The sequence below is a fragment of the Streptomyces sulfonofaciens genome (assembly GCF_014656295.1).
GTDB lineage: Bacteria > Actinomycetota > Actinomycetes > Streptomycetales > Streptomycetaceae > Streptomyces > Streptomyces sulfonofaciens.
The window spans coordinates 126,718-141,608 of record NZ_BNCD01000008.1 but is presented as its reverse complement, the minus strand read 5'-3'; the positions used below and the strand labels follow the sequence as shown (position 1 = coordinate 141,608).

Below are 14,891 nucleotides of genomic sequence, written 5' to 3'. Positions count from 1 at the left end.
GCCGGCAAGGAGATGCGCGCCCTCCTGGCTCGGCGGGAGTCGTACTGTCCCGGCTGCTTCGCCTAACGACACTGTGCGACTTGACTGCTCGGTCCGTTGCCCGGGGCGAGCGAGTCAGGGCTCCTGGGCCGTCGCCGCCGACGACCGGGCGGCATGACGTGCACCCATACCCTGCGGGCGGACCGGGCGATCAGCGGCGGTCGTCGTGCGCCGGATGCCACCCAGTTCGTCTCGGCAGCACCCTCACGAGCTGTAATGCCCTGCGGCTATCACTCGCACGCAGATGGGTATTGGACACCTTCCGATCGCGGAAGCCACCGTTGAGCCCACCCCCGCGCACGGCGGTTCTCCGCCCGCAGTCGAAGGTCCGTACGGTCCGGCGGTGCCGCGCGGTGAGGCCGCAGACCTAGGGCCTAGGGCCTAGGCGCGATGCCTTGCACATGGACACCGTCCGTGACTGTGCACGCAAGGAGCTGGTGCTGGGTAACCCAGGTACTGCTGAGGTCTGAGAAAGGGCGATGGATGGACCTTGACCTGCGAAAGCTGCGCTACTTCATGGCGCTGGCCGAGTATCTCAACTATGGGCGGGCCGCCGAAGCCCTGCACATCGCCCAGCCCGTGCTCTCGCGACAGATCAGGGCGCTCGAAAGTGAACTGCATGTTCAGCTTTTCGTCCGAGACAAACGGAGAGTCGAACTGACCCCAGCCGGTCGGCAACTCCTATGCGACGCCCCGCCTCTGCTCACCGGTGCAAAGGCTTTGCAGCGGCGGGCGAACATAGCGGCCAGGGGGGAGGAAATCTTCACGGTGGGGTTCATGCCCGGGCTGATCGTGACATCGGCTGTGCGTGCACTGGCATCCGAACATCCCGCTCTGTCTGTCGACGTGGTCCGCAGCGGCTGGGAGGACCAGACTGAGATAGTGCGTAACGGCCGTGTCGACGTGAGCTATGTACGACAGCCCGTCAACTCGCGTGGGCTGCGCGTCCTGGACTTGTTCGCCGAGGCGCGAGTCGCCGTCCTGCCCGGCGACCACAGGCTCGCCGGAAAGGGACCGGTGAGCATCAAGGACCTGGCGGCGGAACATCTGCTCCAGCACCCCGATGCGGTCCCGGAATGGCGTGACATCGCGGCGGAAATGCAAGAGAACCATCCTCGAAAAAAACGGGACAATGCCTACACCGTCGAGGAGAAACTTGAGCACGTGGCCTGCAACCGCGGCATCGCCATCCTGCCGGAATCGGCGGCGCTGTTTTACCGCAGGCCGGACCTCGCGTATCTCCACATTCACGACATCGGGCCGAACCACGTCGGCCTCGCATGGGATGCAAGCCGCCGGAGCCCCCTCATCAGCGAGTTCGCGGACATCGCCGCGAAGTACCCCCCTTTCCCAGGCGATGCGTCCGCCCCGGGGGAGGATGGATCAGACGGAGTGTCGCGGCGATGAGGCGGCGGTTGTAGTCAAAGTTCGGGGCCGGCGATCGCGCATCAGAGGGGTCGGGTGAAGCTGGTGGCGAATCGACACTTCTCTCCGAGCCGGTCGGTACGACCCCTCTTCTTCCCCACCCCATCAGTACCTTCACGGCACCACAGAAGGCGGATGAGGTCTTGGACACCGCGAGCGGGTCGGCGCCAGAGTGAGTATCAGAATCGCCCGCACGCCTCCGCGGTCCATTCAGCCGGTCGACCTCCGCACGGAGTGGGCCGGCGCCGGTCCTGCCGGCTGATCGCTTCTCTTCCCCTCTCTTCCCCGAGGCACCTCCCATTCACTGAAGGACATGACTCATGAAGATCGCTTTCCTCGGCCTTGGCCGTATGGGCCGCGAACTGGCCGCCCATCTTGTTGCCGACGGCCATGACGTCACAGTGTGGAACCGGACCAGCAGTGCGACCGTTCCCCTGATCGATCAGGGTGCCCATGCGGCGGTGACGGCGTACGACGCGGTGGACGGTGCGGACGCCGTCGTCACCGCCCTGTTCGGCCCTGACGCGGTCCGCCAGGTCGTGGTGGAAGGGGAACTCCCCCTCGCTCCCGGCGCCCTGTGGATCGATGTCACGACCATCTCACCCGCCGACGCGACATCGTTCCACACTTGGGCGACGGAACAGGGGGTCGATTACGTACACGCACCCGTCATCGGTTCGCTTGCGCCCGCCCGCGCCCGGAAGCTGGGTGTGCTTTTCGGTGGCACTCCCGGAGCGGTGGCCCGGGCGCAAGAGATCGTCGTATGGGCCGATGGCGCCAAGGTCAAGACCTACGAGACCGCCGGAAAGGCCGCGGCAGCCAAGCTCATCGCGAACATGACGGTGGCCCTGGGCATACAGGGGGTGGTTGAAGCGTTGCGCCTTGGGCATTCCAACGACCTTGACACCGACGAGATCCTGTCGACCCTGGACCTGACCATGCTGGCCGGAATGAGGGCGCTCAAGGGCGACGTGATCAGCGCGGGCACCTTTGACGACACGCAGTTCTCCGCAGATCTGCTGGCCAAGGACATCCGCCTGATGCTGCACAGCAGCCAGTACGCACTGCCCGCCGTCGCCGCGACCTTCGAATCCTTGCAGACCGCTGTACGCGCAGGCCGTGGGGACGACGACTTCTCCGTCATTGCGGCTGGCGACGCGAGGTAACGGATGCATCCGGCGGGGCCGACCGTAAACCGCTTGTGCGTCGTCCTTTCGCACGTCGCCCTGGCGTGCTGCCGCTCCAGCGGCGCTTATGACATCGATCACAGGAAGAGACCGCGATATGCATCACCAAGTCCTTGCCCCTTCTGCGCCCTTCGACGGGGACACGGTGATCGACATCGTGGCCAAGTTGCTCATCGCGGTTGCGGAACGCAGAGGACTTCCCCCGAACAAGCTGGTTGGCCTGCTGTCGGATCAAGCAATGGCCGAGCTCTACCGCATGGCCCTGCGGAGCACTTTCGACCGAGCGGCCCTGGCCCCCGGTGCGGCTCATGGTCACACGGACAGTGGTGGGCCGTCGTCCGTATGGGAACGCTGGTTGTCCAGCCGGAGAAGCGGCGCGCGCGCACAATTGTGCGTCGTGAGTGGGTTCTACGCGTCGTGACGGACCTCGGTAACCCCGATCCCGACGTCGCGAAGGATCCGGCTGGGGCTGGGCGAGTCGGGCCGTGGCCAGTATGCGGAAAGGATCCGGATGTTCCGGTGGGTACGGGCGGCGGTCAGGCCGTGGGTGCGGCCCGGCAGGGCGGGCGAGAGCCATAGCAGCCGGCCGCCGGGGTCGGTGACGACCTGCACGTTCACGCCGTGGCGTCGGTGTCTGCGGGAGTGGTCGACCAGGGTCTGCGGGAGTGGCCGGCCAGGCCGTCGCCGACCCGGTCACACTCGGCGAGGGTGCCGTCGAGCAGGACGACGTCGGGTTCGTGCCCGCGCAGCGTACTCAGCAGACCCGGTGCACGTCCCGGCGAGCAGGTCGACGACCGGCGCTGGTGCGGGCAAGGGCGGGGGACTCGCTGATCCCGAACCCGGCGGCAACTCCGCGGCGCCGGAGTGGGCACCTACCGCTGGGTGACCGAGCGCTCCTTCGCCTGACCGCACGGCTTCCGGCGCTTGCGCATCCGGTGGCAGCGACGAGCCGACATCCGCGAAGCGTTCCTGAAACTCGCCTGCTGCCTGATCACCCAGCGACAGCCCCGCTCATGATGTCGACCGTTGTTTCGACAGCCCACGAGTTGACGCAGCGACTGTGAGCTCACGGTGCTGTGGTGACCGCTCCCGTCGGCCCCAGGACCGCCAGGACCTTCCAGGGCGGCGCGGCACTCGCAGGCGCTCGCATCTGCGCCGGTGCCGCGCGACGGTGCCCGCCGCGCGACGGTGCGCGGCTGCACCAAGGACCCGCAGGGGCGCTTGCCTACAGGAGGCCGGGGGCCGACCTTCTTGCCGTGTACTGCGAACCGGGCGCCGACACACTCCCGTTCCGGCTCTTTGGCCGGGAGCGGGACATCCGGAAGCGGGACATCGGGGGCCGGCAGCCTGACGCCCTTCACGCCATTGCCGTCTGCCAGGCCGCATGGGACAACGTTCGTTATGTATCGATCGCTATTCTATGGCGGTGGGTCGCGCTGTCCGCTGTGCGGCAATGTCGATGGGAAGTAGAGATCATGACAACGAGTTACACGCACGCCCCGACCGAGACGGTGAGCGTTGCCGGCACCTCTTTCGCATACCGGGAGGTAGGCGCCGACGGCGGCGGCGTCCCCGTCGTCCTCCTCCATCACTTCACCGGCGTCCTGGACGACTGGGACCCGGCGGTCATCGACGGCCTCGCCGCCGAGCGGCGCGTCATCGCCTTCGACGGCCGGGGTGTCGGCCGTTCCGAGGGTGTGACGCCCGACAGCGTCGAGGCCATGGCCGAGGACGCCGTGGATTTCGTGGAGGCGAGCGGACTGGGAGCCGTCGACCTGCTGGGTTTCTCGCTGGGGGGCATGGTCGCCCAGGTCGTGGCCCAGCAGCGGCCCGATCTCGTTCGGCGCCTCGTCCTGGCCGGCACGACTCCCGCAGGGGGCCCGGGAGGCGGAAGGACCGGAGCCGTACTACAGGACGCGGTGCAGCAGGCATCCGCACAGGGCAAGCACCCGAAGCACTTCCTGTTCTTCTCGCCCACGCCCACCAGCCAGGCGGCCGCGGACGCCTTCCTCGCCCGACTTGACCAGCGCACCGACGACCGCGACGTCCCCGCCTCGAATGAGACGATCGGCGCTCAGCTCACCGCGCTTGCCAAGTGGGAGCAGAGCGCCCCCGCACTCCCCTTGGAATCCCCCGCCAAGCCCACCCTGGTCGTCAACGGTGATGAGGACACCATGCTGCCGACGATCAACTCCTTCGCCCTGGCGCAGCAGATCCCCGGCGCCCAGCTCAGCATCTACCCCGACGCCGGGCACGGCGCGATCTTCCAGCATCACAGCCTGTTCGTCCAGCAGACGCTCGACTTCCTCCGCGACTGAACCACCCCTCGCCCGGCGGGTAGCGCCACACCCCGCCGGGCGGTAGGAGCGTCTCCATCTTTCCTGCTCAGGGCCCTGGTGTTGCCTGGGCATCGAGCAGGACCGTCCGCATGACGTCAAGAAGGGGCTGCCGTGCACAACCAGCAGACCAGCATCGGGAACGTTCCAGGCGACCGGTGGCCGAGCTCGACGGCCCCGACCAGGCTGCAGACTCCCGCGATTTCGGTGTTCGGACCGCTGTCAGTCGTACTCGACGGTCACACCGTCCAGCTCGGCCCTCCTCGGCAACGGGCCGTGCTGGCCGTGCTGCTGATCGAAGTAGGCCGTGTGGTGCCCGTGCCGGCCATGGTGGATCGTCTGTGGGGCAGCGAACCGCCTCAGCAGGCGCTGGCGTCCCTCCACTCGTATGTGTCGCGGCTGCGCAAGCTGCTTTCCAGTTGGCCACTTCCCAGCGGCTCCCGCCTGAAGATTCGTTATCAACCGCCCGGGTACGTCCTCGTCGCCCCGGCGGAGGAGATCGACGCAGCCCGGTTCGAACGACTTGCGGACGAGGGACACCGGGCCGCACGCGATGCGGACCACGCTCTCGCGTTCCATCTGTTCGGCGCCGCTCTGAGCACCTGGACCGCCCCTCCGTTCGAAGAGCTCGCCGAATATGCGTTCGCCAGCCAGGAATCGATCCGTCTGGGGCACGTCCGCCTCAGCGTCATCCAGCAGCGGGCCGAGATGGCCTTCGTCCTGGGGCTCGACTCGGTGACGTTGCCCGAGCTCGAGAGCGAGGTCAATCGCAACCCGCTGGAAGAGGGGCTGGTGCGTCTGCTTATGCGGGCGCAGTACCGGATGGGCCGACAAGCCGACGCCCTGCGTACTTTCGAACGCACCCGCCGTGTGCTGGCAAAGGAACTCGGCGTCGACCCCAGCCTTCCATTACAGCGGATGCACGCCGACATCCTGCGGCATGACCCGGCGTTGCACCCGTCCCAAGAACCACCCGCCGCGGAGCCGAAGCCGCTGCTCCTCGCCGGCACGAACCAGGCTCCCGAGCCCACGGGCAACCCGGACGTGAGGACGTTCGTCGGCAGGCAGGACGAACTGCGCGCGCTGGTCGCCGCGCAACCGGTCACCTGGTCCCGTAGCGGCCGCACCGCAGTCATACTCGGAGAGGCGGGTATCGGTAAGACGAGTCTTCTTCAGCGGTTCACGGCAATGGCAAAGACGAATGACGCGATCACCGTCCAGTGCCCGGACATGCAGGGCATGCCCGCCTTCTGGCCGTGGTCCCGGATCCTGCGGCGCGCCCTGGAAGTGCGGCCCCGCTTCATGCAGTCCCTGTCCGACGAGATACGGCGGGTGCTGGGCCACCTGGTCCCGGAACTGGCCCCGGACTCCGAGAACGTGCCCGAGTGGCGCGCAAACGCCACGCCCTCGGCCTTCGAGTTCCACGATGCCATCACCCGGGCACTGGCCGTCCTGGGTCAAAGCCCGCTCGTCCTGGTGCTGGAGAACTTCCACTGGGCCGACCCCTCCTCCTGGGCGGTCCTGCGGTTCCTGGCCGGGCAGATGGCAGGCTCGCACCTGATCCTGCTGGTGTCGTTACGGACGTTCCTGCCCGCCCATGACCCGAACCTGCGCAAGACACTCGCGGCCCTCCTCCAACAGCCCGGCGTCGAAGTGATCCGCCTCGGCGGACTGAGCAGGCCGGAGACGGCCACCCTGGCCGCCACGGTGTCGCCTCACACAGGGAAACCAGACGGCGAGATCGTGGCGGCGCTTCACGAGCGCACCCACGGCAACCCCTCTTTCGTCCTCGGGCTGGCACGGGGCCTGTCCGACCGCACGACACCGGATGACGTGCGCCTGATGATCCCGGACAGTGTCCGCGAGATCATCCTCGAACGCATCGGCTCCCTGCCGGACGACGTACGCGCCGTGCTCGACATGGCGTCTGTCCTGGCAGAGGGCACTCCCCGGGCCGTCCTGGAGGACATGATCGACCAGGCCGGCATCATGGTGGAGGCGATTCGCCTCGCCCAGCGCGGCGACCTCCTGCGACCGCAGACCGCAGCGGGCGGAAGCATCCGTTTCGAGCACTCGCTGATCCGGGACGTGGTCCGACAGGAGCTGTCCGAGGAGGCCGCCGTGGCGATCCACCGGCGTGCCGTGCGATCACTCGTCCGCCGGATGTCTCCCGAGCCCGACTCGTTCGCCGCCTCCGTCACCGCCCACGCCCAGGCAGCCCTGCGCAGGCTCCCGCCCCAGGACGTGCTGGCGCCGCTGATCGCCGAGGCCGACCGGCTGGCACGCAGCTTCGCGTACGAGCCCGCCCTGCGCTGTCTCGAACTGGCCTCCTCACTGCTCGCCGACCACGACGAGTCCGGCTGCGCCGGCTTCCACCTCGACCTGCTCGCCAGACAGGCGGACATCGCCACTCTCGTGCACGGAACGGGCGCACGGGCCACCATGGCGATCTACGACCGCATGGACCGTCTGACCCGGCTGCTGCGCCGTGCGCAGAGCCCGGTCAGTCGCGTCGGGCGGTGCCTGGGGATGCTGTGCCAGGGCCGGTTCGCGCATGCGGAGGCGATGCTGACCTGTGGGCCGGGTCCTTCGTGGTCGGCCGGCGAGGGGGCCGACGCGGTGATCCTGCACTACGTGCGCGGGGTTCGCTTATACAGCCGGGCCCATTTCCACGACGCTCTCGCCGAATTCAACCGTGCCCTGGCCGCCGGAGTCCCCGGCACGCCCCGGCTGCACGGCTGTCGTGTACACATTGCCCTCCGGTGCTGGCAGGCCGTCAGCCTGTGGCACTGCGGCGCGCGGGGCGCCGCCCGACAACTGGTGAGAAGACTGCAGGACATCATCACCGCCGACCAGAGCGTTGTGCCTGCGGAGCGGCTCGCGACGCTGTACGTGGCAGCCATGCTGGCGGTGCTGGACGGCAAGGCCCGCCAGGCCCTGGCCACCGCTCAGCCGGCTCTCCGGCTCGCCGAGAACACGGGTTCGCGTATCTGGCAGGCGAACCTGACGCTACTGCTCGCCTGGGCGCGAGTGCGAACCGGAGACGACGGCGACCAGGTGTTCGAAGCTGCTCGCACCGCCCTGGTGACCACCCGCCGGTCCGGGTTCGTACTCATCCGGATGCTGCATCTGCATCTGCTCGCCGACATGGAAAAGGCCACCCGCCGGTCCGGACACATGGAGAGGGTGCTGCACCGGGTCCCCACCCTGGCAACAGGGTCCGGTGGGTTCTGCCGTACATCGTTCCGCGACTCCGGCAGCTAGAGTTTTTCCGGCGGACCAAATTCCATCTCACTACGCCCAAGCCGAATATCGTACGGCGATGACCGGTCAGAACCAGATCTCCACCTAGTCTCGCTGCTCATGGCTACGCGAAAGAACGACTCGGTATTCGGCGCGAGTCTCGTGCTGATGGCGGCCGTGCTGTGGGGAACCGTCGGCCCTGCTCAGGTCCTGGCGTCCAGTCCCATGACGCCCGCAGCCCTGGGCGGCTGGCGGCTGTTGGCAGGTGGACTGGTACTCGGGGCGTTCACTGTCCGCCCCAAGAAGTTGCGCGCTCTCCCTATGCGCATGGTTCTGCCCTCCCTGCTGATCTGCGTGTTCTCGACGGCCCTCTACCAGGCGGCTTTCTTGTCCGCGGTGGCGCGGACCGGGGCGGCTTTGGCCACGGTGGTGGCCCTGGGTACCGCCCCCGCGGCGACCGGCTTGTCGGCTCGGTGGGTCACAGGGGAACGGATGGGTGCCGGCTGGCTGGTCAGCACGGTCGCCGCCGTCGCTGGCTGCGCCCTCCTCCTTGTTCCGGACGGTGCCCGCGTCGATGCGATCGGCCTGCTCCTGGCCGTGACTGCGGGCACCTGCTACGGCCTCTACACGGTCTTCGCCAAGAAGCTGGCCGCCACCACCTCCGCCGCCCACCTGCCGGCGCTCTCCGCGCTCACTCTCCTGGTGGGTTCCGTCCTCCTGTTGCCTTGGTTGGTCAGGGGCACCGTCCCGGTGCACGACGGCACCACTTTCGCCTTGATCGCCTGGCTGGGAGTGGTCACCACTGCTGCCGCGTACTGGTTGTTCTCCACAGGTCTCAGCCGAGTGGGGGCGACCACGGCCGGTACGCTGAGCCTCGCCGAACCCCTGGCCGCGGCATTGATCGCCCTGCTACTCCTCCACGAGCAGCTCTCACCCTTGGCATGGTCCGGTTGCGCGCTGATCCTCCTCGGAATGATGACCATGTGCCTGCCTATGCTGTCTCCCGGCCGTTCTTCCATCCGAACCAGGAAGTTTTCACCGGATACCGACAGAACCCTGGCGCTGGGCTCGGAAAGCCCTCCGCCCGAAGGAGGGACAAAGCCTCCGCTGTCGGCGCATTCGCTGAAGCCATGACTTGGATTTCTCGTCGTCGATCCCGTCAGCGATGGGATTCCGGCCCGGTAGGGCTCACGAGCCCACTCTTCCGACAACAGCGGATGGTGGCGAAGGCGGAGCGGGATGGTCTCCTGGCGGCCGTGGTCGTCTGCCACGTCCGTTACCTCCGCCATTCTGCCTCAGCGCCCGCACGGGGACCCGGGGGCTCCAGGTCAGTGCGACGGGACAACCGGTGAACAGCCAGCCCCTGCCGAGCCGTGCCATCGACGGCGATGCCGAGACCGTCCTCTGGCCGGAAATCCGATTGATCCGCCGTGCATCGTTCTGCAACTCAGCCAAGAGAGCCATGCTCACAGCATCAGACCCGGGGCCGTTGCCGATTGCCGCCGCCTCGACGGACGAGGCGGCGGCAACCGGCAGGTGCGGCCAGGGGTCAGCGCCGATTGAGCTTCCACAAGTGGTCGGCGGTGCCGTTGTCGTTCCATTGGAGGACTTGGGCGCCGCTGGCGGTGCTCATGTTCTGGACGCCCAGGAGCAGGTTGCTGTTGTAGTTGACCACCTTGTAGTAGCCGGTGCCATCGGGCACCATCCGCCACAGGTGGTCGGGGGTGCCGTTGTCGGCCCAGATCAGCGCGGTGGCGCCGTCAGAGGTGCTCGCGTTGGTGATTCCCAGCAGCAGGCCACTGGCCTGGTTGCGGATCTTGTACAGGCCCGAGCCCGCGGACACCAGCGTCCAGGTCTGAGTGGCCGAGTTGCCCAGTGTGGCCTGGTCGACCAGCGTGCCCTGGCTGGTGGCCCCGTTCTGGGTGTCGAGCGCCAGAGCGCTGTTCTTGTTGGTGATCTGGTAACTGCCGTCCAGGGTGGAACCGCTGCCGCTCCCCGGGGTGATCACGATGTGGTAGCCGTGGGTGCTGTTCGCGATCACCGGAACCGTGATGGAGCCGTTGCTCACGGCGTAGTCGGACTCCGTGAGGGTGGTCGGCCCGGACACGGCTACCGTGCGTCCCGGGGAAGGTGTGTCCTCGACCTTGACATGGACGGACGACCCGAAGGCCGGCAGTGAGCCCAGTCCGCCCACGGTCACGGCCGAGTCGCCGGAACTGCCGCCGAAGACGACGTCGATCTCGTTGCCGGCACTGTTGCGGGAGGCAGCTCCGTCGATGCCGGTCTGGGCGGGCGGGGTGGTGACGAGCATGCTGCCGCTCATGTCGGCGTACCACTTGTACAGCCAGTAGGCGCCGTTGGGGCTGCCGCCCTGGCCGGTGAGCAGGTCCCCGAGCGCTCCGGACTGGTTCCAGAAGGCGAGTTCGGCGTCGTGCACGCCCAGGCGCTCGAACTTGGCGATGTAGCCCACCAGGGCACCGGGAACGCCCACCTCGGAGGGGGCGGCGTACTCCTCGATCGCGATCGGTCGCGGACTGATGCCGTACTTCTTCTCCAGGGCGGTCACCGTCGCCACATCACCGGCGATCTTCGACGACCTGGACAGCTCGTGCCAGGCGATGATGTCCGGCACCGTGTTGGTGGCTACCGCGTTCCTCAAGAAGTTGTCCATGTCGCTGATGTTGTCCGAGAAGCTCGGGCCCTGGATCGGCGTCGTGGTGTCCTTGGACCTGATCTCCCGGTAGGTCCTGGTCCAGAAGTCCTCGAACGTACCGTTGGAGGACAGCCAGGTGTTGTCGGACTCGTTCCAGGGCGCGTAGGCGGCCAGGTTCGTGATGCCCGACGCCTTGGTCTTCGCGATCTGGTCGTCGACCACGCTCAGCCAGTTGCTCCAACTGAACTGGTAGGGCCATCCCGCGTAGTAGTCCGACAGCCGGTTGACCACCTTCGCTCCGGCTCTGGCCGCCTTCGGCGCCACCGTCAGGATGTCGCCGGTCGGCTGCTGACGGCCGTCCTGCGGCTTCTGCACGAAGGTGTTCGGCTTGATCGCCTGCACCAGGTTGTCAGCCGGTGTTGTGGCGTTCGCCAGACCGTACAGACTGCCCGTCGCCACATGCGTGACAGGGCGCAGGGTCTGGTTGGCGTTGACGACGAGGGTGGTGGCGGAGGGGGCGGCCTGGGCGGACGTGCCCGACAGGACGATGGTGGTGGCGGCCAGGGCCGTGGCGAGGGCGGTGGCACACGCGCGGCCGAGGATTCCTCTGCCGCGGTGGCGGGAGCTCAGGTCTGACATCAGCGACTCTCCTGGGCTGGAAGGGGACGTGTCAGTGGCGCGGTGCGCCGGGGGGTGACGGCTCGGGGCCGGCCGGTCAGGTGGGACGTCGGCCCCCGTGACGGGTGACAGCGCTGCGGTGTCCGCGGGCGGACGGGGTGGAGCTCGGTTCCACCCGGTCGGTGGGCCGCGGGCTGCCGGCATCGTGGGATCAGTCCTTGACGGCGCCCGCGGTGACGCCCGCGGCCACGTAGCGCTGGGCGAGGACGAGGAGGGCCACGGCGGGCAGGGACGCGATGACGGCCGTGGCCATGATCGCGTTCCACTCCTGGTTGTTGTTGCCGATGTAGTGGTAGATGCCGAGGGTGATCGGCCGCCACTCGCCGCCACCGTCGAGCGTGTTGGCGAAGACGAAGTCGGACCAGGCCCACAGGAAGCCGAAGAGCGACACCGTGACGACCGCGTTGCGGCTCACCGGCAGGACGACGGACAGGAAGGTGCGCAAGGTGCCGGCGCCGTCGATGCGGGCCGCGGCGATGAGTTCGCCGGGAATCCCGGACATGAAGGCCGTGAAGATCATGACGCCGAAGGGCACGGCGATGGTCGAGTCGGCGATGATCAGGCCCCACCAGGAGTTCAGCAGCCCGAGGTCGAGGAAGATGCCGTAGAAGCCCATCGCCGTGACGATGCCGGGGATCATCTGGGCGACCAGCAGGACGAGGCCGAGGAGTCCTCCGCCGCGGGGCCTGAGCTCGGCCAGTGCGAAACCGGCCGGGGCGGCGAGGAGCAGGGTGAGGACGACCGTGCCCAGACCGATGAGCAGGCTGGTGCCGAGGTAGGGCAGTTGGTCGTGCAGCACGGCACGGTAGCCCTCGAACGTGGGGTGCAGGGGCAGCAGGTCGGGCGGGCTCTTGCGCATGTCCTGCTGCGGAGTGAGGGACACGTTGAGCATCCAGTACACCGGAAACAGCATCAGGGCGGTGAGGACGAGACCGATGACGGTGTGACGTCGCGATCGGGTACGTGAGTTCACGGTTCCTGCCTCTTCTGGACGCGGATGTACAGCAGCCCGAAGACGAGGGCGATGAGGATGAGGATGTTCCCGACGGCGGCCCCGGGACCGAACTTCGGCAGCAGGGTGCCGAATCCGAGCTGGTAGGACCAGGTCGCGAGGGTGGAGGAGGCGTCGCCGGGACCGCCCTTGGTCATGATCCAGATCAGGTCGAACACCTTGAGGGTGTAGACGAGACCGAGCAGCAGGGTGATCGCCGACACCGGCCGCAGCAGCGGGAAGGTGATGCGCCGGAACTGCTGCCAGGCGCTCGCCCCGTCCAGGGCCGCGGCCTCGTACAGCTCACCGGGGATGTTCTGCAGACCGCTGTGGAGGATGACCAGGTTGAACGGGATGCCGATCCAGATGTTGGCGATGATCACCGAGGTGAGCGCCCAGCCCGGGGAGTCGAGCCAGTCCACCGGGGACACGCCCACCAGGTGGAGGGCGTAGTTGATGACGCCGGACTCGCTGTTGAGCATCCACGACCAGGTCGACGCCGACACGATCAGCGGGAGCAGCCACGGGATCAGGAAGAGCGCCCGGAGTGTGCCGGCCAGCCGGAAGTGCCGGTTGAAGAAGCCCGCGAGGGCGAGCCCGGCCACGTACTGGAACACGATCGACACGAAGGTGAAGATCATGGTGTGGCGCATCGCCGGCCCGAACGTGAGGTCGTGGAGGACGGTCCTGAAGTTGTCCAGCCCGGAGAAGGGTGCGTCACCGGAGACGAACGACCGGACCGTGTAGTCGCGCAGGCTCAGGTCGAGGTTGCGGTAGAGGGGGTAGACGTAGAAGGCGGCGAGGTAGAGGACCAGCGGGGCGAGGAAGGCCAGCGCGGTGAGCCGGCTCCTGCGGCGCTGCCGGCGCCGGAACACCGAGGCGTCCGTCCGGTCATCGGTGCCGGTCGCCGCGAACGCGGCCGGTGATCGCGGTGAGCGGTAGTCGACGCGGGCGGTGGTCATGCGAACTCCTGGATGCGGGTGGCCTGCCCGGAGCCGTGGTGGTGTCCGGGCGGTTGCGGGTGCCATACGGCTCAGGGAAAGGAGGTCCCGGGGCGTGCCACGGGGGCGCCGAGCGTCAGTTGCCCTTGCCGGCGGCCCGCTGCGCGGCGTCGAGAGCGTCCTTCGGGCTCTTGCCGCCGGACAGGGCGGCCTGGACGGCGGTCCACATCGGCTGCGAGATGGTCGGGTACTTGGTGCCCAGACCGCCGCTGGTGCGGCCTCGTGCCGCGGCCACCGCCCTGACCCACGGCTTCAGCCTGGGGTCCGACTTGACCTGTGCGGCCTGCACCGTCGCGGTGGGGGCGACGTACATCAGGGTGTTGTCCGTGCTCAGCAGGTTCGCGGAATTGGTCAGGCAGGTGACGATCTTTTTGCTGACGTCGTAGCGCGAGGCGTCCTTCTGCACGGGGACCGTGACGAACTCGCCGCCGGTCGGCACGGGCGCCGAGCCGCCGTTGCGGCCGGGGATGCTGATGACGCCGTAGTCGAAGCCGGCCTTGTCCGCGTTGCCGAGCTGCCAGGTGCCGTTCTCGCCGAAGGCGTAGTCCCCGGTGGCGAACTCCTGCCAGGTGGTGGTCTGCGTGTTCTGGAGGACGTCCTTGGGCGCGTACCCGGATGCGACCCATTGCTTCCACAGGGACAGCGCGGCCACGCCCTGGCCCGAGTTCAGCTCTGTGAGGTCGCCGCCGGCGCCCCAGAACCAGGGCAGGAACTGGAAGCTGCCCTCTTCCGTGTTGTTCGCGGAGAAGGTGATGCCCTTCATCCCCGCCGCCTTGACCTTCCTCAGGGCTGCCGTCAGCGAGGCCCAGTCCTTGACGGAGGCGGGGTCGACGTGCACGGCGGACAGGACCTTCTTGTTGTAGTAGAGGGCCAACGTGTTGGCGCCGATCGGCACACCGTAGGACGCGCCGTCGATCTCTCCCGCGCCGAGGATGTTCCTCTGGATCGGCTTCGTGTCCAGGCCGAGTTCGCTGGTCTTGTTGAGGATTCCCGCCTCCACCAGCGTGGACACGACGGGATTGTCGACCAGCATCACGTCGGGGGCGTTGCCCTGCTGGGCGGCGAGCAGCGCCTTGTTGCCCAGGTCCGTGGTGTCCATACTGGTGCGCTTGACCTCGACCCCGGCGTCGCTGCCGCACTTGGCGACGAGCTCGCCCCAGGGGGAGGAGGTGTCGAACTGCGGGTACGGGTCCCAGAAGGTGTACGTTCCGCCGGCCTCGCCGGACCCGGGTGCGGAGGAGTCGGCGCCGCTGCCGCAGGCGGCCAGGGAGGTGAGTGCGCCGATGGCGGCGACGGCTGTGATCAGGTTGTGGCGGCGGTTTCTCACGGTGACCTCGT

9 protein-coding genes and 2 pseudogenes are annotated in these 14,891 nt (G+C 67.9%); 6 read left to right on the top strand and 5 right to left on the bottom strand.

Going from position 1 to position 14,891, the window contains the following annotated elements:
• Positions 1-522 precede the first annotated feature (522 nt).
• Both IE313_RS15390 and IE313_RS15385 read left to right on the top strand, forming a co-directional pair.
• On the top strand, positions 523-1,446 hold the full coding sequence (locus IE313_RS15390) for a LysR family transcriptional regulator (protein WP_189932374.1): 924 nt from the start codon (positions 523-525) through the stop codon (positions 1,444-1,446).
• 338 nt (positions 1,447-1,784) lie between these two features.
• Positions 1,785-2,630, top strand: coding sequence for an NAD(P)-dependent oxidoreductase (locus IE313_RS15385; protein ID WP_189932373.1), 846 nt, complete (start codon positions 1,785-1,787; stop codon positions 2,628-2,630).
• A 525-nt stretch (positions 2,631-3,155) separates the two neighbouring features.
• Here IE313_RS15385 and IE313_RS15380 read toward each other — a convergent pair.
• A pseudogene (locus IE313_RS15380) lies at positions 3,156-3,501 on the bottom strand (transposase family protein); the annotation flags it as partial.
• On the opposite strand from IE313_RS15380, the pseudogene IE313_RS15375 reads away from it, so the two are divergent.
• The 4 genes and pseudogenes from IE313_RS15375 to IE313_RS15360 form a co-directional block, all read left to right on the top strand.
• A pseudogene (locus IE313_RS15375) lies at positions 3,492-3,668 on the top strand (IS5/IS1182 family transposase); the annotation flags it as partial. The pseudogenes IE313_RS15380 and IE313_RS15375 sit on opposite strands and share 10 nt — an antisense overlap.
• A 458-nt stretch (positions 3,669-4,126) precedes the next feature.
• A complete protein-coding gene (locus IE313_RS15370; protein WP_189932372.1) occupies positions 4,127-4,969 on the top strand; it encodes an alpha/beta fold hydrolase in 843 nt (280 codons plus the stop codon).
• Positions 4,970-5,101: 132 nt separating this feature from the next.
• On the top strand, positions 5,102-8,251 hold the full coding sequence (locus tag IE313_RS15365) for an ATP-binding protein (protein WP_189932371.1): 3,150 nt from the start codon (positions 5,102-5,104) through the stop codon (positions 8,249-8,251).
• Positions 8,252-8,350: 99 nt separating this feature from the next.
• A complete protein-coding gene (locus IE313_RS15360; protein ID WP_189932370.1) occupies positions 8,351-9,364 on the top strand; it encodes a DMT family transporter in 1,014 nt (337 codons plus the stop codon).
• 415 nt (positions 9,365-9,779) lie between these two features.
• On the opposite strand, the gene IE313_RS15355 is transcribed toward IE313_RS15360, so the two are convergent.
• The 4 genes from IE313_RS15355 to IE313_RS15340 all read right to left on the bottom strand — a co-directional run bounded on the left by IE313_RS15355 (position 9,780) and on the right by IE313_RS15340 (position 14,880).
• On the bottom strand, positions 9,780-11,522 hold the full coding sequence (locus IE313_RS15355) for an RICIN domain-containing protein (RefSeq protein ID WP_189932369.1): 1,743 nt from the start codon (positions 11,520-11,522) through the stop codon (positions 9,780-9,782).
• Positions 11,523-11,712: 190 nt separating this feature from the next.
• Entirely contained in the window at positions 11,713-12,474 is a 762-nt protein-coding gene (locus IE313_RS15350) for a carbohydrate ABC transporter permease (protein ID WP_189932679.1), read from the bottom strand.
• A 56-nt stretch (positions 12,475-12,530) separates the two neighbouring features.
• Positions 12,531-13,514, bottom strand: coding sequence for a carbohydrate ABC transporter permease (locus tag IE313_RS15345; RefSeq protein ID WP_189932368.1), 984 nt, complete (start codon positions 13,512-13,514; stop codon positions 12,531-12,533).
• A gap of 115 nt (positions 13,515-13,629) precedes the next feature.
• Positions 13,630-14,880, bottom strand: coding sequence for a sugar ABC transporter substrate-binding protein (locus IE313_RS15340; protein WP_189932367.1), 1,251 nt, complete (start codon positions 14,878-14,880; stop codon positions 13,630-13,632).
• Positions 14,881-14,891: the final 11 nt, after the last annotated feature.

What these genes read in the sequence shown, in the direction of transcription:
- IE313_RS15345 (WP_189932368.1), bottom strand. Translation starts at nt 13,514, where the DNA reads ATGACCACCGCCCGCGTCGACTACCGCTCACCGCGATCACCGGCCGCG.
- IE313_RS15390 (WP_189932374.1), top strand. Translation starts at nt 523, where the DNA reads ATGGACCTTGACCTGCGAAAGCTGCGCTACTTCATGGCGCTGGCCGAG.
- IE313_RS15385 (WP_189932373.1), top strand. Translation starts at nt 1,785, where the DNA reads ATGAAGATCGCTTTCCTCGGCCTTGGCCGTATGGGCCGCGAACTGGCC.
- IE313_RS15360 (WP_189932370.1), top strand. Translation starts at nt 8,351, where the DNA reads ATGGCTACGCGAAAGAACGACTCGGTATTCGGCGCGAGTCTCGTGCTG.
- IE313_RS15350 (WP_189932679.1), bottom strand. Translation starts at nt 12,474, where the DNA reads ATGCTGTTTCCGGTGTACTGGATGCTCAACGTGTCCCTCACTCCGCAG.
- IE313_RS15355 (WP_189932369.1), bottom strand. Translation starts at nt 11,522, where the DNA reads ATGTCAGACCTGAGCTCCCGCCACCGCGGCAGAGGAATCCTCGGCCGC.
- IE313_RS15370 (WP_189932372.1), top strand. Translation starts at nt 4,127, where the DNA reads ATGACAACGAGTTACACGCACGCCCCGACCGAGACGGTGAGCGTTGCC.